The following is a 17,307-nucleotide window of genomic DNA, read 5'->3' as shown; positions in this document are numbered from 1 at the left end:
GGCTGGCATGTGGTCGTAGCCGAACGACCGCTTCTCAGGAATGGGTAGCGAAGAACAGACTGTCCGCAACCGGCCCGGTGCACGAACCTGCTTCGCGGGATTGGCGAGAGTTATATTCATCAACTTTGAGCAGGGCGGAGTCGGTTTCTGATCATGGAGTTCCTTTCAACCAGAGGAACTTGCCATGATATATTTACCCACCGACCGTCCGATCACCCCGCTTCGCTGAAGTCGCCGGGTATCTCTGCACCCGGTCCTCCCACGCCTAGAAACCGGCACCGAGACGCAAACCCAGTTTCATGTCGGGTGCGCCCCGGCTTAATCCAGCTTCGCCCTGAAGGCCAAGCTGCAATTTGTGTCCGAGGGGGATGCCAAAGCCAACTCCAATGCTCTGGCGGTCGGCCAGCGCTCGTGAAGCCGATTGTTCATAAGAATAGGACAACACCGCGGATGTCTGCGAAGAAAGCGCCACGCGCGTTCCCGCGGTCCCGGACAAAGTGTTGCGCACCGCAAAGCCATCCGGCTTGCCAAGGATGGTATAGCCGACAGAGGCAAACGGCGTGATACCGCCGCGCAAGGGGCGAGCGACCTGAGCATTGACCGCGTAATCGACTTTTCCGGTACCAAGCCCCTTGGCGCGTGAGGCCGTCGGCAATTTCACCCCGCCACCGAGCGTGGCGGCAAATCCGGCCATGGGTATGTCATAGGCGGCCTGCAATGTCGCATCGCCAAGCCCTTCGCGGCTGGTCCGCACAGTCTGATTGCTGCCGCTGGCGAGAAGCGGCGTACCGAACAAACCACCCTGGCTGACCACGACATCAACCGGCGCGGTGGTCCGCAGGTAAGGAATGGCGGCAGCCAGCCGCACACGCCCTTTGCGCACAGCGAAACCGACCGACGTCGAAACTATATCGACTTTCGCGCCGGTTCCATAATCACCCTGCTGGTAATCCACTCCAGCGAAAACCTCGCCTGACTGATCGTCGTGTGGCGAAGGTCGGGGCCCCTGCTCTTGCGTCTGTGCGGAGGCTTGGGTGGACATTGGCAGCGCGGTGGCGGCGAGAAGAATAGCGATGATTGGACTTGTGCGCATGGACTGTCTCCACTCGAACCCGGCAACGCTAGCCGGGCTTTCACGGTGACAACGAGTGATGCGCGCGTTTTAATCCATGCTGCGGCAAATATCTTTCGCGCCTACTGCCAACCGTGCACCTTCGCTTCCTGCCTGCCGATAAACCGTCTGGGCAAGGTGCGCGGCGTGATCGCCGATGCCCATGAAGAATTGCTGGTCAAGGTCGATAGCGCGACGGCAATGCTCCCTGCAGCAAATTTCTCGGGCAGTGGCAACACTCTTGTTTCGGCAATGAGCGAAGGTCAGATTAAAGATACTGCCGCAAGCCAGAAGGAAGCCGCACAATAATATGACCTCCTCGTTGTCCCTTTAGCCCGCGAGGAACAACCACCCTCGGACCGCCCCTGGCGATCCGGGGGTTTGTTTTACAAAAGTGGACCTTCCGCAACCGGCCCAATTCCCGCCGGTCTGAAATCCTTCCCATTGTCTGCCATTCCCCAGCTGTGATTTGCTTTCCAGTTGCAGTCCGTCGGTTTTTCGCGCTGATCAACAACCTTGCAGCGTCCCCGCGCGAATGCTAGAAACTAAACCATACTACGCTATTGCCGCGATTGTCCGGTCCCCGGCAGAGGGGCGCGGCGTGCCATCGCAGGGGGCCGAGCATGCTGAAAGCGACCGAGGCGGAGACCGAGGAAGTCCGGGAATATTTCGAATGGCAGGCGCCCGATCTCCAAGTCACCTTCCTGCAGAAGGTCTATTCCGAGGCCGTCCTAAACACACGTCATGACGTGTGGGACATTCACACCATCAAGGATCGCTGGTGGATCATCACGGGCGGCACGAACCTCTACTCTCAGGCGCAGTTTCCCAACATGGATCTGGCACTCACCTTCCATATCGGCCTGATGCTCCGGATCCCGCGAACGGTGGAGCAGCGGGAGAATGATGTTCGCATCCTCCCGTTCGAGCCGGTGCTCGAGAAGATGGAAGAAGTCGGCGACGCGATGTCTCAAGCGCACAATCTCGCGGACTACCAGGCCGTCGGTGTACGGTGCCGCGAGACCCTGCTTGCCTTGATAAGTGCGGCGCAGGACGCGGCGGTCTGGACGGACTCGCCGCCACAAAGCGCAAACTTCCGCGCGTGGACGGACATCATTTTCAACGATCTCCTGCCCAGCGAAACGAACAAGGAGCGTCGGGGAGCGATAAAGCAGACACTCGAATCCGCATGGACCTTCACCAACTGGCTGACGCACGCCAAGTCCGCGACATGGCTCGACGCGGACATGGCGCATGCATTGACTCAGCAGGCGGTGAACATGGCGACGACGCAAATCCTGCGGGTGCTGCGAGGGGTCCCGGAGGAGTGCCCGCAATGTGGATCGCCACATCTGGAGCCTGAGTGTGGTGAGAACAGCACTGCGCCCGACGTGGTGTGGGAGCGACCGACTTGTACCGAGTGCGACTGGACCGGCCGTCCCGTCCCGGTTCTCGGCGCGGAGGCTGGACGCCCCATAATCATGCGCGAAGGCGAGCTGACACACGAACACAGCATCATGACGGCGCCGCTGCGCACGATCGTGAAGCCAAGCGATCCACCGATCGAGCCGCTCGCGGATGCGGAGGCGGGGCCACCGGAGCACGTCGTTTATTTCGCCTATGGGTCCAACATGGCGACCGCCCGGCTGCGCGAGCGCATGCCGAGTTGCAAGCCGCTAGGCATCGCGACGCTTCCGGGCCACGTGCTTCGTTTCCACAAGCGGAGCAAGGACAAGTCAGGGAAGTGCAACGCTTTCGCCGTGGACGATGGTCGGAGTGTGGTCGGAGTCCTGTTTAGCTTCGATCCTGTTGAGCGAGCGAAACTCGACAAGGCGGAGGGCGTCGGCAACGGCTATGAACACGCGACAGTCACCGTCGTCAACGATAAGGGGCGCAGGCGGAAGGTGCTTACCTATCTCGCCAGCCCGAATGCCATCGATGACAGCCTCGCACCCTACAGCTGGTACAAGGACTTTGTGCTGGCAGGCTGCGCCGAGCATGGGGTGCCAACTGACTACGTCGCGGCCTGCGTTCAATCGGTCGAGGCGACGGATGACCCAGACAGGGCGCGGAACGCCAGGGAGCGGGCGAAGCTCATTCCCAACATTTCGCCGAACTCCGAACCGTAGGGCTATCCGACCTAGTCATGCAGCCTTCGTGCGGTGAATGTTTGCTTCGGTGGCGTTTCGCCCCGAAACCTGACTGCTCGGGCACGGCCTACAAACCGCCAGTCTACTAAGCACCCAATTGACACCGTTCCTGCGTGTCACCGTTGATCCCAAAACCTGTTACCTCAGCGGGTCGGTGCGATCATAGAAGCGAACATCACGGTGCCGCATTGAACAACAGGGCAACATGCGTAGCGAAGTCCCCCAACTGCCTCCCGGCTTGCTTAGAAATTGGTCTCCAGCACTCAGGAAGAACACTTTACTTACACAAGAGCGGGTATCCGACTAAAAAGCTGCTGATTATGCAACCGATGATCGCGAGGACCGAGAAAATAATGACAATCTTTGCGGAAAGCGGGATCATGTCCTTCCACACATTGAAGTTTAGCTGCTCGTCCATCCATCTGATCTGAGTCTGCGCGAAAAACTTATAGTGCGCGTACCAATCGCTGAGGAAGATTTGTTTGCTGATTGTAACCGCATAAAACTCGCTTTCGATCTGAGCGAGCTTAGCCTGAGACACCGAAATGTCAGCGTTTCCATCCACCTCCCGATACAGATCGCGCAAACGATTAAAAAGCTTGATTTGCTCGTTCCCAGCGTTCTGGTATTCCCCGCTTCTGTAGAAGGAAATGTAGAGCGCGGCGATACCAGCGATGATTAATGTTGCGGAGGGCAGCTTAGCAGCCAGCGCGTCCACATAGAGCGCGTAAACACCAATTGCGAGCGAGACGAAGCCGATCCACCCAGGCCCCTTTTCCACAATGTCAAAAGTCGCGAATGTCTTCTTCGCGCCGAATCCCACATTGTAGCCGGTCTCCGCAATCGTCCTAAGCAAGCCGGCCTTATCCATCGTCGTCCTCTTGGTTTGAATCGATCGGTACGTGAATCCGATCGGTCGCTACGACCACAGTATCAACAACCGCGTAGCACTCAACCACATGATCGCCCCTGAAGGTAGTAGTCTCAGTGCGGCTCTTGTGCCCATCATCTGCCACGATCTGACCTCGGATACAGTCGCGTTTGACTGCTTCCTGTCCCCGGTTCAGCACCTTCCAGAACAGCCCATAGGGGCCAACGATGTCGGTGTTAACAACGGAAAATTTGAGCGTCTTCTTGGGCTTAAGCAGCCTACGCTCCTTAAGGATTTCGCGGAGCGATGCGGTCCTGAACCCAGCTTGCTCGACATTGCAATCGATCTTGATGTTGTTTCTGATGTCGATACCAGCGAACACGTTATCGGCAAATTCCTCGGTCATGCGGACAGCGCGATCCGGAGCGGCCTCGACTATCATCAGCTTTTCGGAGGCAGGGAACAAACGCCCGTAAACCGCGCGCCACTTGTCATTCTGGTTGTTCTTGCCCTCGGCGTCGATGGCTTTGAGGCACAATTCGTGTGCCTTCTTCGCCCTCCGCTGGAAGCTCTTCTTCACATTCACACGCTGCCCACTACCGAGTGCGGCATAGTAATCTTGTTTCGGCAAATCCTTCAAATAGGCAAAGAAATCGCGGCTCATGAAATCGTAGTAGAAATAACTCTTGTCTTCGTACTCGGTGGTGGACTTGAGGAAATTGTGCGCAAGCGTGTCGATCAAAAGTCCGCCCATACCCACGCCATGCTTGTTCTTCCAAGCGCGCGCCATTTTGCATAGCCTACGCAGGTTCTTATTCTTCTGGAAGTCAAACTCCTTCATCGCCTGAATTTCCTCACGCGGTTTCGTGATTTTCCAGCTCCCACCATTGTAGGTGTCTGGGTACTTGAAGCTGCCATAAGTGTCCCACTCACCCGTCGGAATGATGTAAAGCATGTCGAGGTCGGAAATTCCCTTGATTGCCGTCCGGCGACCATAGGAGCCGACCTGTAGTGAATTCGCGATTTTGGATTCAGTGTCGCGAAATTTCTTGTTAAGCGAACAGGTTATCTCCTCGTATCTAGATGAGATTGTCGCGGCGTTATCGACCTCCAGATTAGCAAGAAACTGCGTGAATGCATCCGCGATACTCAATCTGTGATCCCCTGCTGTCTATTATTGTTTGGACTATATAAATAAGAATGAGAACATCTAATTGGGCAGTTCCCCAAAATCGACAGGATTGTGGGTCGAAGTGGAGAGGTAAAAAGCTCTTTGAACGGACTTGAGATAGTCCCTACCCGGGATCGCCGCGATCTTGTCTTCGGCTCCTGAAAGCAGACGGGCCGGATTCGGCCCAATTACGGTCATTTAATCTTATCAATGATACATCCGACAGCCTATCACTTGGTTTCATAAATTTTCAGCGATAATATCCTCAGCAATCTCTTGGCGCACCAGCGGCCCCTTCGCCAGACGGCGACCAAGCGCCGCCATAAATGCATCATAGCGATCTCCGCCTTGCTTGCGCAGAATAGCCCGCTCGGATTCTGGCGGTGGCGGAGCACTGGACAGCCAGAACCTTACGAAGAGCGCAATCATTTCGACGCCGATACCAACATCCCGCTCTAGCCGGTTCATTCTGCGATCAAGCTGATCGAGACGTTTGGTCATAGTTGCTTCACGTGCTTCATCGGCATCGGGCGACAGAAAGGACGCGATGGCAGCCTCCGCTATCAGCGAACGTGATTGTTCGCGCCGGTCGGCATAGGCAGCCAATGCCTCCATCAGTTCGGGTTCAAGATAGGCGGAAAGGCGGACTTTGGTCGCCATATCTAAAGCTCAATACCATCATCATGATCAAGCGTGGCCTGACGCGCATTCATCATTTGCTGACGCGTCACTCGTCGGATATTAGCTGCGTTCACCTGATCATTATTTTCGTCCAGATCAAATTCATTTGGCGCCGCTGGTGGTAATGACGGCGCTATGTCAACATAAAGTTCCATGTCAGGTTCACGCCGCAAAGCACCGTTGGCGGCATCATCTGCAGGTTTTTGCTTGGAGCTTTTTTGAGTTTTCTTCATTTTTCCGCCTTTCCCGGTGTCTTCAGTTTTAACCGGAAAATTCACAATCGGCGCTGTAATCGGAGGCAGCTTGCTCCAATCATCCGTCTGCGGTTCCTCATTCATTGATTTTACAGTCGGCGCAGGCAAAACGCGCGCCTGCAATCTGTGGTCCTGATAATAGCGCGCCTTTTTAGCCCGTACAGGATGGGTGCCAGCGACCATCACAATTTCATCATCGGGCGGCAACTGCATGACCTCGCCCGGTGTGAGCAGCGCCCGCGCTGTTTCCGAACGCGACACCATCAGATGGCCGAGCCAGGGACTGAGACGATGGCCTGCATAGTTTTTCATGGCGCGCATTTCTGTGGCCGTGCCGAGCGCGTCGGACACCCGCTTGGCAGTGCGTTCATCATTGGTAGCAAAGCTCACTCGGACATGACAGTTATCGAGGATCGAGTTATTCTGGCCGTAAGCCTTTTCGATCTGATTGAGTGATTGGGCGATCAGAAATGCCTTGATTCCATAGCCCGCCATGAATGCAAGTGCGCTTTCAAAAAAGTCGAGACGGCCCAGTGCCGGAAACTCGTCGAGCATCAACAATAAACGCTGCTGTTTCTTTTGCGCCTGCAAATCTTCGGTAAGCCTGCGGCCTATCTGGTTAAGAACAAGCCGGATGAGTGGTTTTGTCCGGCTAATGTCAGACGGTGGAACGACCAGATAGAGGGTGACGGGCTGGCCATCGACAAGGTCCGCAATGCGCCAGTCGCACCGCCGTGTGATTTCAGCAACCACCGGATCACGATATAACCCCAGAAAGGACATAGCGGTGGACAATACGCCGGAGCGTTCATTGGCAGATTTATTCAAAAGCTCGCGCGCGGCAGATGCAACCACGGGATGAACACCGGCCTCACCCAGATGCGGCGTGGTCATCATGGCATTGAGCGTGGATTCTATCGGCTGCTTCGGATCGGAGAGAAAGGCTGCAACCCCCGCGAGTGTTTTATCTTCTCCTGCATATAAGATATGCAGGATGGCCCCGACCAGAAGCGCATGGCTGGTTTTCTCCCAATGATTGCGTTTTTCCAAACTGCCTTCAGGATCAACCAGCACGTCGGCGACATTCTGGACATCGCGCACCTCCCATTCGCCTTTGCGGATTTCGAGGAGCGGGTTGAATGCAGCTGATGCCGCATTGGTCGGATCAAACAGTAATACGCGGCCAAATCCACTGCGAAAGCCTGCGGTCAATCCCCAATTCTCACCCTTTATATCATGGACGATGCAACTTCCCGGCCATGTCAGCAAGGTTGGTACGACAAGACCGACCCCCTTGCCTGAACGGGTGGGCGCATAGCAAAGCACATGCTCGGGCCCATCGTGACGGAGATATTGGTTCCCGAATTTCCCAAGCAGCACACCGTTGTCACCTAGTAATCCGGCAAACCTCACTTCTCGATTACTTGCCCAACGCGCCGACCCATAAGTTTGTACATTCTTGATTTCGCGGGCGCGCCAAACCGACATTGCGATGGCGATCACAATGGCAAATAAGCCGCCAGAAACTGCAATATAGGCTCCCCGCTCAAAGATGAGCGGTGCATAAGCATCGAAGGAGAACCACCACCAAAAGAAGGACGGCGGCGAATAGATGGGCCAATCCCCGATCATGAACCAGGGCGCACCAAGTTCGGGTTGAAATCCCAGAGCGGATGCCGTCCATTGGGTCGCTGACCAAATGCCAGCCAGAATGATGATAAAAACGGCCAGCACCTGGCCCCATAATATCCGCGTCGCCTGCATATGTTGTCTCCAAAATTAGAAACACATTGCACGAACGGGAGATGGTCAATTGTTTTCCGAACGCTTGGAATGTCTGGCGAATAAAAACAGGCTGTAGCGTTAGCAATTGTTGATTACAGATCGTTTCGGAATGTTCAGGGTTTGGTGCTGCTAATGGATCTGCAGATGATCCGAAAGCTGTTCCACGAGTGGTTCATGTCTTCGCGAACCGAAAACAATCCTGTAGCCTCTTAGCAGAAAATTGCTGAGACAATGGAAATCCCATAGTCGTGATAGCTCAGTTCATTCCCCGTAAAGCGGGGCCAGCGTCTCAATGATTTTGCAATTGGCTACCGTCTCGTGTTAGCAAGTGCCGATTACTCGGCTTAGCTCCGAGCGAAGCGTTGTCAGGTCGGTAATTTTCTGGTCAATTTGTGTGAGACGCCTGCTGGTAATATCGTCAACCGCTTCAAGGGATTACTCTATATTATCCGAGAGGGTGAGCAATTCGCGCAGGGCTTTGAGTGGGACGAGACTTCCCCATCTCTTTGATAATACACTATAAAAGGTTTGGTAAGTGAAAAATGTGTAATACTATATGTAAGGAATTCCAACAAAAAGTTGGGCGCGCCTAAGATAGCTAAATCAACTTTCACAACCTCGATTCCGCTGTCCAGAAGCGACCGATGTTTGATCCCCGCCGAATCGCTGGCTGGCGAATGATGGCTCATTCAGACCTGCCCGGTTCACTACCTGCTTTGACTCGCCCTAGGCAAAGTGGAGCGAACCAATGCGGCCCGCCACTGCACACTTGGTTGCAATAAGGGCATTGTTCATTTACAAAGAGAGCGTGTCAATCTTCAAAACCCTCGCTCTGATATGCAGCCTTCTCAGTCTGTTTGTCCAGGGTTCGGCCTATGCCGCCGCGATTCCGCAGGGCGAAATGACCCAAGTCATGGATTGCGCCGAGATGGCGTCTCACGATGCCGGTCAGATGGATGCTCGGAAAGCGCAAGATACCGGAAACCCTTGTAAGAATATGACGCTTGGCTGTCTTGTTGCCATGGGTTGTATTGCGCCTCTTTCCCTTTCTGGGGTTTCTGCGATCAATCTTCCACCTGTTCACGTTTCGATATTTTCAGCGGCGTTGGCAGATAAGCTCCATGGTATGCTGACACGGCCCGAATCTCCCCCTCCACAAATGATGCTCTCTGCGTAACAGCGTTAAGCGGGGCTAAAATCCCCCGCGGCGCCTATGCTGCTGCGGACTTCTGCGCTCCTGTGTGACCATTTAATGGCCATACAGGTTCTATGATCGTCGTGTCCGCCACAGGACCAACGCGCCACAGAACCAACGCGAGGCAAAATTGATGAACTGGAAAATTTTTTGGGTGCCGGCTGCCGCGCTGATTGCGGCCCCCGCCGCTCACGCGCAGCAGATCGACTATGAAGAGGCGCTGCGGCAAGCAAGGGTGGAGCAGCCTTTGCTTGAAGCGCGCGGACTACAAGTTGAAGCGCAGCGCAAAGCCGCCGAGGCGGCCGATGAACTGCCCGACCCGGTGTTGCGGGGCGGGATCGCAAACCTGCCAATTACTGGCCCAGCGGCTTTTGATCTCGACCGCCAGCTTCCAAGCCAGATTCAGGTTGGAGTGGAACAGGCCATTCCCAATCTAGCCAAGCGACATGCGAGGGCAAGCATGGCCGCTTCGGACATCCGTTTGTCAGAAGCGCGGTTAGGGATGGCAAGCCGGGACGTAGTCTTGGCCGCTGGCCAAGCCTGGATTTCGCTCAACTATGCACAGCAGCGGCATACAGTAGCGCAGGGTGCGCTCGAGGATTTGGGCAAACTTGTGCCAGTGGCCCGCAGCGCAGTTGCGGCGGGATCGGCGCGCCCTGCCGAGAGCCTCGAAGTCCGTCGGGCTTTGCTTGACATTGCTGATGCCAGCACCCGGATCAAGGCCGATCAGGAGGCTGCGCAGGCGCGGCTCGCCCGCTATATCCCCGGCGAAGGTGTCGTTGCGCTGGGGGCGGCCCCGTCCGCTGAGGTCGATCCGGTGCGGTTGCGCGCCAATCTTGCCCGCAATCCCGAAATCGTCGTGGCGGATGCAGCCGAAGGCCGGGCGACAGCAGCAATCGAACTGGCCCGCGCGGACAAACGGCCTGATTTTGGTGTCAATGCAAGCTTCGGACGGCGCAATCCCGATTTTGGCAATGTTGTTTCGGTCATGGGTTCGATCACACTGCCGCTGTTTGCGGGGCGGCGGCAGAAACCGCGAATAGCAGCGGCCGAAGCACAGGCAATGGCGGCTGTGGCGGAGCGAGAGGATTTGTTGCGCGAGGTCACTGCTCAATTTGAAGCCGATCTTGCCATGTGGCGAAGCGCGGTCCGCCAATGGCAGCGCGCGCGCGAAGAATTGCTGCCGTTGGCGCGCAACCGGGCTGATCTGGAAACCGCCAGCTTTGCTGCAGGCCGCGCTGATCTTATTGACGTCATTTCGGCCAGAACGGCCTTGGCGTTGCTCGAACTAGAAATTCTTGAACGAGAGGAAGCGGCCGTTCAGGCCGCCGCCAAGCTGCGCCTTACCTATTCGGAGGAAATGCCATGAACACGATATCGGAATCGCTATCTCCGCGCCAGCGCACCTTGGCGGGGGTTGCCGCGATTGCCCTGCTCGGTGTGGCGGCGGGCTATGCCCTGTCCATCCTCGGTGGCGAGGCTGACAATGCGAACGGCAACGCCACAACTGAGGCAGGCTGTGAGGACGTGCTTTACTGGTATGATCCCATGGTCCCCGGCCAGCGCTTCGACAAGCCCGGCAAGTCACCCTTCATGGACATGCAACTGGTGCCCAAATGCGCGGGCGGCGGAGAGGAACAGGCCGGTGTCAGCATCGATCCGGCGCTGGTGCAGAATCTTGGTATTCGCACGGCCGTGGCAGAAAGGGGCATTCTCCAGACGGAAACCACGGTGACGGGTACCATCGCCTATAACGCCCGCGAGATGGCAGTCGTACAGCCGCGATCGGGCGGCTTTGTCCAGCGAACCTATGGCCTTGCCCCGGATGATATCGTCCGGCGCGGTGCACCGCTGGTTGATCTGCTGATCCCCGAATGGGGCGGCGCACAGCGCGAATATCTGGCAGTGGCCGCCACCGGCGACCATGCGCTCACCCGCGCCGCCCATGAGCGGTTGCGGTTGCTCGGGATGCCGGACAGCATGATCTCGGCAGTAGCGCGCAGCGGCAGTCCAAGGTCAGTCATCACGATCACCGCGCCCACATCGGGCGTTGTCACCATGCTTGCGGTGCGACCCGGCATGAGTGTGAGCAGCGGTCAGACCCTGGCCGAAATCACCGGTCTCAACCCGATCTGGCTGGAGGCGGCCATCCCTGAAATTCAGGCAGGTGACGTCAGGATCGGGCAAACCGTTCGCGCCACACTGACGGCCTATCCCGGCGAGCTGTTCACAGGCCGGATCACGACTATCCTGCCGAGCGCGCAGGCGGACAGCAGGACGTTGACCGTGCGGGCAGAGCTACCCAATCCGAACCTCAAGCTAAGGCCGGGCATGTTTGCGAAAGTGTCGCTCTCGCCCGAACGGCGCGAGGCTTTGCTGATCCCGTCAGAAGCGGTCATCCGCACCGGAAAACGCACGCTGGTGATGCTGGCGCAAGGCAAAGGCGGGTTCAGTCCCGCGGAAGTTCGCTTAGGCCGTGAAGCGAACGGCCAGACCGAGATATTCGAAGGCCTGGCACCGGGCGAAAAAGTGGTTACATCGGGCCAGTTCCTGCTCGATTCCGAAGCCAGCCTTGGCGGCGTCGATGTCCGTCCCATTGGCGAAGCAGCGCAGGCTGGAAGCGGAAAAGCCGCCGAAGATCAACAAAAACCGCAAAGCTATAGTGCAAATGGCACGATCGAGAAAATCACCGCGCGCAGCGTGACCCTGCGTCATGGACCGGTCGCAGCGCTAGACTGGCCGGCGATGACCATGGGGTTTGCCATAAAGGCGCCTGCACAGCTGCAGGGGTTGGCCCGCGGCGATAAAGTGGCCTTCCGCTTCGTTCAGGCCGACAGCGGGCCGCAAATTGTCTCGATCCGGAAGCGCGGACAATGATCGCGCGGATTATCGACGCATCCATTGCGAACCGGCTGTTCGTGGTGCTGGCCGCCATCGCGATTACTTTAGCCGGCATGTGGGCGGTGCGCACCACACCGGTCGATGCCTTGCCCGATCTGTCGGACGTGCAGGTTGTCGTTCGCTCGAACTATGCGGGTCAGGCACCGCAGATTGTGGAAGATCAGGTTACCTATCCGCTTTCGACAACCATGCTGTCGGTGCCCGGTGTTCAGACGGTTCGCGGCTATTCGATGTTCGGCGACAGTTTTGTCTATATCATCTTCGAGGACGGAACTGATCTCTATTGGGCGCGATCGCGCGTGTTGGAATATCTCAGTCAGGTTCAGGACGATCTGCCGGACGGCGTGACCCCCGCGCTCGGTCCCGATGCGACCGGGGTGGGGTGGATTTACGAATATGCGCTGGTCGATCGCACCGGCGGCCATGATCTGGCGGGGCTGAGAAGCCTGCAGGACTGGTTCCTGCGCTATGAACTCAAGACCATCCCCGGTGTGGCCGAGGTTGCCAGTGTGGGCGGGATGGTGAAACAATATCAGATCGTGCTTGATCCCTACCGCATGGCCTCGCTCGGGGTGACCCATGGTGAAATTGTCAGCGCGGTCCAGTCGGCCAATCAGGAAACCGGTGGTTCGGTGGTGGAGATGGGAGAGGCCGAATATATGGTGCGCGCTTCTGGCTATCTCAGTAAACTGGAGGATTTCCGACAAATCCCGCTCAAGACGACATCGGGCGGAGTGCCCGTCACGCTGGGTGATGTTGCGCATATCCAGCTTGGACCGGAACTGAGGCGCGGGATCGCCGAACTGAACGGGGAAGGCGAAGTTGCAGGCGGCATCATTGTGCTGCGCCAGGGGGCCGATGCGCGTACTGCCATATCATTGGTGGAAGCTAAGCTGGACGAATTGCAAGCCAGCCTGCCCAAGGGGGTTGAGGTTGTGACCACTTATGACCGTTCGCAACTGATCGATGCATCGGTCAGCAACCTGACCACCAAGCTGATCGAGGAATTCATCGTCGTCGGCATCATTTGCGCCCTGTTCCTGTGGCATGCCCGCTCGGCTTTGGTGGCGATCATCACGCTGCCACTCGGGGTGCTGGCGGCGTTCATCATCATGCGTTTTCAGGGGGTTAATGCGAATATCATGTCGCTAGGCGGAATAGCCATTGCCATTGGCGCGATGGTCGATGCGGCCATCGTGATGATCGAAAATGTCCACAAGCATCTCGAACATTGGACGGATGAAAACCCCGATACCGAACTTCAGGGCAATGAGCGTTGGCGGATTGTGGCGGATGCTTCGAAGGAGGTTGGCCCGGCGCTGTTTTTCAGCTTGCTGATTATCACACTATCTTTCCTGCCCGTGTTCACCCTGCAAGCGCAGGAAGGCAGGCTGTTCGCGCCGCTCGCCTTTACCAAAACCTATGCGATGGCCGCCGCAGCCATATTGTCGATCACGCTTGTCCCGGTGCTGATGGGCTGGCTTATCCGCGGGAAGATCCCGCGTGAGGACAGCAATATCATCAACCGCTCATTGACCCGCGCCTATCGTCCGGGCCTCGACTGGGTGATGCAGCGACCGAAGACGACACTGGTCATCGCTTCACTTGTCTTTCTAACAGCCATCATTCCGTTCTCGCGGCTGGGGGGCGAATTTCTGCCGCCGCTCGACGAGGGCGACCTGCTCTACATGCCGAGCGCCTTGCCCGGCCTGTCGCCCGGGCAGGCATCGCAGCTGCTTCAACGAACCGACCGACTGATCAAATCCGTGCCCGAGGTCGAAACCGTGTTCGGCAAAGCGGGCCGTGCGGATACCGCGACGGATCCGGCACCGCTGACGATGTTCGAAACGACAATTCAGTTCAAACCGCAGGACGAATGGCGCGCAGGAATGACCCCCGACAAGCTGGTCGAGGAGCTCGACCGCGTGGTGCAGGTGCCTGGCCTCGCCAATGTGTGGGTGCCGCCGATCCGTAACCGGATCGACATGCTGGCAACCGGGATCAAGAGCCCAATCGGGGTTAAGGTGTCCGGCGAAAACCTGGAGGAACTGGAGCGGATTGCGCTGCAAGTGGAAAGTCTGGCCAAACAGGTGCCGGGCGTCAGCTCGGCGCTCGCAGAAAGGTTGACGGGCGGGCGCTATATCGATGTCGATATCGACCGAATGGCGGCGGCGCGCTATGGCCTTAACATTGCCGATGTGCAGCAGATCGTTTCTGGCGCAATCGGCGGGGCGAATGTCGCCCGCACAGTAGAAGGATTGGCGCGCTACCCCATTAATGTGCGCTATCCGCGCGAAATCCGTGACAGTGTGGACGAATTGCGTAGCCTGCCGCTCTTGACGCCGATGGGGCAGCAGATCACACTTGGAACTGTTGCGAAGATCGCGGTAAACGATGGGCCACCCATGCTTAAAAGCGAGCAAGGGCGACCAACAAGCTATGTCTATGTCGATGTGCGTGGGCGCGATCTTGCCTCGGTAGTGGGGGACATACAGCAAGTCGTTGCCAGCGAGATAGAACTGCCGCCGGGCGTCAGTCTATCCTATGCCGGGCAATTCCAATATCTGACTCGGGCCTATGAACGGCTGCAGATCGTGGTCCCAGCCACGCTCGCGATCATCTTTCTGCTGCTCTACGTGATTTTTCGCCGGTTGGATGAAGCGCTGCTGATCATGGGAACGCTGCCCTTTGCACTGACGGGCGGGTTCTGGCTGCTGTATCTGATGGGCTATAATCAGTCTGTGGCAACCGCCGTCGGGTTCATCGCGCTGGCCGGGGTGTCGGCTGAATTTGGCGTGGTGATGATGATCTATCTCAAGGCCGCGCTCGACCGGCGCGAGGGCGAGCACACAGCGGAAGATGTTAGCGCCGCGATCCGCGAAGGCGCGTTGCTGCGCGTGCGCCCCAAGGCGATGACCGTGGCGGTGATCCTCGCCGGTCTGTTCCCGATTTTGATAGGTACTGGTGCGGGCTCCGAAGTGATGAGCCGCATTGCCGCGCCGATGATTGGCGGCATGATCACTGCGCCGCTATTGTCCATGTTCGTATTACCCGCAGCCTATCTCTTGCTGCGCCGCCCCGGGGCTGCCAAGTCCAACCCATTTGAAGGAGAAGAAAAATGCGTAATCTAACCTGGCTGACATTTTTGGCCGTGTCGCTGTCCTTGGCCGCTTGCGGCAGCGGCGAAGAAGCGACCGATATGGAGAACAGGCCGATGACCGAGAGCATGCCGATGGCGGACGACAAGTCGATGATGAGTTCAGGCGCAGAGATGCGCATGGCCAATTCGGAAGGGACCGTCACCGCCGTCGACGACGAGGTCGGCACCATCACGATCGATCACGACCCCGTTCCGGCGGTCGACTGGCCGGCGATGACGATGACTTTCCAGGCGGATGAGGCGCATCGTCGGCAGGTCGCCGTCGGCGATGAGGTCGAATTCGCCTTTCGGATGACCAATACCGGCAGCGAGATCACCTCGATAACACAGAAATAGATTCCAGAGATAATTGGGCCCGGCCGCAAGCCGCCTTCGAGATCAGGAGCTCCAGGTAATGGACGACGCGTCCCATTCCTAGTGTAAAGTTGCGATCACGGGCACGGCAAATGAATAAAAGCCTGGCCAGATGGTCACTTCCGTAGTCGCGGTAATTTGCAGTAGTTCGTGCTGGAGGCGGCAAGAGGCCAATTTTCTCATAATAGCGGACGGTTTCAGCCTTCGCACCAGTCGCTTTTGCCAGTGCTCCAATTTTCATCGCTTGACCCTATAGTTACAATAGGGTGCATAACTATCGGCGAATCGAACTTTGTCCAGGAAAAATCATGTCTGATAATTGCTGCGCCGATGCTTGTGGAACTGGAGATGCGCTGAATGACAAGCGCTGGCGACGTATCCTGTGGATTGCACTTATCCTCAATGCTGCAATGTTTTTTATCGAAATGGGCGCTGGTGTACAGGCAGATTCACGCGCGCTTCAAGCCGATGCGCTCGACTTTTTTGGTGATGCTGCCAATTATGCGATCAGCCTTGGCGTAGCCGGAATGGCGCTTGCGTGGCGTTCACGCGCGGCATTGTTCAAGGGGGCAACAATATTGTTGTTTGGGTTATGGGTGATGGGGTCTGCCCTATGGGCTTTCTTTGATGGTACATCTCCGGTTGCCGAAACGATGGGGCTCATCGGTACCTTGGCACTGATTGTTAATGTTGGCGTCGCCCTGATGCTCTTTCGCTACCGGACGGGCGACGCGAATATGCGGTCAGTCTGGATTTGTTCACGCAATGACGCCATCAGCAATGTCGCTGTCCTTGCAGCCGCGCTTGGTGTGGCTGGGACTGGTAGCGCGTGGCCCGACCTCGGGGTAGCAGGAATAATGGCGGGTCTGGCCATCACCGGCGGCGTGCAAATTATTTGGCAGGCTCGCGGGGAACTGAAATCCGAGAAAAAACGTAAAATCGCTTTTGGAGAAGCTTGATGATACAGGCTGTTCCATTCATTGCGCTGATTGTTATCTTCCTTGCTTCGCTCTGGCGCGGCCGCTCTGTGGCCCGGTCAACCGGTAACAGCGCAAGGGCATTCGGTTCGGCAAAAGGCAAACAGCGTTTATCTGGACTTGCATTTGCTATCAGTATTATCGTCCTGGCAATCGCAAGTGCGCTAGCCGCAATGCAGCCTGTGACCAAATTTGCATGGGTTGGTGCGCTACTGGCGGTCGCTGGTGCCGTTATGGTGATTGTCTCCCAAATCCAGATGGGCCGGGCATGGCGGGTTGGCGTTCGCGAAGGAGACGCGCCGCTTTTCGTTCGGCACGGACTTTTCCGGTTCAGCCGCAACCCGATTTTTGTGGGAATGATAATTATCGGCCTCAGCATTGCCGTGAGCGCAAACATTTGGTGGGCCTGGGTTGCTTTGCTTACATTTGCGTTAGCCTGCCATGCGCAGGTCCGGATTGAAGAAACGCATCTTAGCAAAAGCTTTGGCATCGCCTATGAACATTTCTGCAGCGACGTACCCCGCTGGATTGGAATTTCGAAATGACCTTGGACTTGTTACAGATTGTTCGTTTCGAAATATCCCTCAGCTCAGTTGGCATCATTCTGCTTCTGGCGTCGGTAAAGGACAATTTCCAAATTTGGCCGCCACTGCGGCTATCACGTCTTTACAAAATCTATAATATAGGGTAGCCCCCT

Annotated in this window: 15 protein-coding genes; 9 read left to right on the top strand and 6 right to left on the bottom strand. The window is 56.9% G+C overall.

Going from position 1 to position 17,307, the window contains the following annotated elements; genetic code table 11:
• Positions 1 to 265: 265 nt before the first annotated feature.
• The gene (locus VIN76_RS11435) at positions 266 to 1,093 is read right to left on the bottom strand and encodes a transporter (RefSeq protein ID WP_332041975.1); all 828 of its coding nucleotides are present in this window, start codon (positions 1,091 to 1,093) and stop codon (positions 266 to 268) included.
• A gap of 45 nt (positions 1,094 to 1,138) precedes the next feature.
• On the opposite strand from VIN76_RS11435, the gene VIN76_RS11430 reads away from it, so the two are divergent.
• On the top strand, positions 1,139 to 1,420 hold the full coding sequence (locus tag VIN76_RS11430) for a hypothetical protein (RefSeq protein WP_332041974.1): 282 nt from the start codon (positions 1,139 to 1,141) through the stop codon (positions 1,418 to 1,420).
• Positions 1,421 to 1,734: 314 nt separating this feature from the next.
• On the top strand, positions 1,735 to 3,240 hold the full coding sequence (locus VIN76_RS11425; protein WP_332041973.1) for a gamma-glutamylcyclotransferase family protein: 1,506 nt from the start codon (positions 1,735 to 1,737) through the stop codon (positions 3,238 to 3,240).
• A 298-nt stretch (positions 3,241 to 3,538) separates the two neighbouring features.
• Here VIN76_RS11425 and VIN76_RS11420 read toward each other — a convergent pair whose 3' ends face one another.
• The 4 genes from VIN76_RS11420 to VIN76_RS11405 all read right to left on the bottom strand — a co-directional run bounded on the left by VIN76_RS11420 (position 3,539) and on the right by VIN76_RS11405 (position 8,002).
• Positions 3,539 to 4,132, bottom strand: a complete 594-nt coding sequence (locus VIN76_RS11420; protein WP_332041972.1) for an SLATT domain-containing protein — start codon at positions 4,130 to 4,132, stop codon at positions 3,539 to 3,541.
• Positions 4,125 to 5,285: a nucleotide-binding domain-containing protein gene (locus VIN76_RS11415; protein ID WP_332041971.1), complete on the bottom strand. Its 1,161-nt coding sequence runs from the start codon at positions 5,283 to 5,285 to the stop codon at positions 4,125 to 4,127. Before VIN76_RS11415 ends, VIN76_RS11420 begins: the two co-directional genes overlap by 8 nt.
• Before the next feature lie 258 nt (positions 5,286 to 5,543).
• Positions 5,544 to 5,963, bottom strand: a complete 420-nt coding sequence (locus VIN76_RS11410; protein WP_332041970.1) for a ribbon-helix-helix protein, CopG family — start codon at positions 5,961 to 5,963, stop codon at positions 5,544 to 5,546.
• 2 nt (positions 5,964 to 5,965) lie between these two features.
• Positions 5,966 to 8,002, bottom strand: coding sequence for a conjugal transfer protein TraG (locus VIN76_RS11405; protein WP_332041969.1), 2,037 nt, complete (start codon positions 8,000 to 8,002; stop codon positions 5,966 to 5,968).
• Between the two features lie 769 nt (positions 8,003 to 8,771).
• Here VIN76_RS11405 and VIN76_RS11400 point away from each other — a divergent pair.
• The 5 genes from VIN76_RS11400 (at position 8,772) to VIN76_RS11380 (ending at position 15,615) form a co-directional block, all read left to right on the top strand.
• On the top strand, positions 8,772 to 9,200 hold the full coding sequence (locus VIN76_RS11400; protein WP_332041968.1) for a hypothetical protein: 429 nt from the start codon (positions 8,772 to 8,774) through the stop codon (positions 9,198 to 9,200).
• Positions 9,201 to 9,351: 151 nt separating this feature from the next.
• Complete coding sequence (locus tag VIN76_RS11395; RefSeq protein ID WP_332041967.1) at positions 9,352 to 10,587, top strand: TolC family protein; 1,236 nt, start codon at positions 9,352 to 9,354, stop codon at positions 10,585 to 10,587.
• A complete protein-coding gene (locus tag VIN76_RS11390; RefSeq protein ID WP_332041966.1) occupies positions 10,584 to 12,095 on the top strand; it encodes an efflux RND transporter periplasmic adaptor subunit in 1,512 nt (503 codons plus the stop codon). Before VIN76_RS11395 ends, VIN76_RS11390 begins: the two co-directional genes overlap by 4 nt.
• Positions 12,092 to 15,250, top strand: a complete 3,159-nt coding sequence (locus VIN76_RS11385) for an efflux RND transporter permease subunit (protein ID WP_332041965.1) — start codon at positions 12,092 to 12,094, stop codon at positions 15,248 to 15,250. The genes VIN76_RS11390 and VIN76_RS11385 overlap by 4 nt, the downstream gene beginning before the upstream one ends.
• Positions 15,238 to 15,615 (top strand): copper-binding protein, encoded by a 378-nt coding sequence (locus VIN76_RS11380; protein WP_332041964.1) that lies wholly within the window; start codon positions 15,238 to 15,240, stop codon positions 15,613 to 15,615. The genes VIN76_RS11385 and VIN76_RS11380 overlap by 13 nt, the downstream gene beginning before the upstream one ends.
• Here the strand turns inward: VIN76_RS11380 and VIN76_RS16275 are convergent.
• Positions 15,593 to 15,874: a MerR family transcriptional regulator gene (locus VIN76_RS16275; RefSeq protein WP_414696347.1), complete on the bottom strand. Its 282-nt coding sequence runs from the start codon at positions 15,872 to 15,874 to the stop codon at positions 15,593 to 15,595. The genes VIN76_RS11380 and VIN76_RS16275 overlap by 23 nt on opposite strands.
• A gap of 67 nt (positions 15,875 to 15,941) precedes the next feature.
• On the opposite strand from VIN76_RS16275, the gene VIN76_RS11370 reads away from it, so the two are divergent.
• Together VIN76_RS11370 and VIN76_RS11365 are read left to right on the top strand one after the other, a co-directional pair.
• Complete coding sequence (locus VIN76_RS11370) at positions 15,942 to 16,592, top strand: cation transporter (protein ID WP_332041963.1); 651 nt, start codon at positions 15,942 to 15,944, stop codon at positions 16,590 to 16,592.
• Positions 16,592 to 17,155: an isoprenylcysteine carboxylmethyltransferase family protein gene (locus tag VIN76_RS11365; RefSeq protein ID WP_332041962.1), complete on the top strand. Its 564-nt coding sequence runs from the start codon at positions 16,592 to 16,594 to the stop codon at positions 17,153 to 17,155. The genes VIN76_RS11370 and VIN76_RS11365 overlap by 1 nt, the downstream gene beginning before the upstream one ends.
• Positions 17,156 to 17,307 lie beyond the last annotated feature (152 nt).

Source organism: Parasphingorhabdus sp. (assembly GCF_036568145.1).
In the GTDB taxonomy this organism is placed as follows: domain Bacteria; phylum Pseudomonadota; class Alphaproteobacteria; order Sphingomonadales; family Sphingomonadaceae; genus Parasphingorhabdus.
Note: the sequence above shows the minus strand (reverse complement) of the source record. Positions and strands in the feature narration are given on the sequence as shown.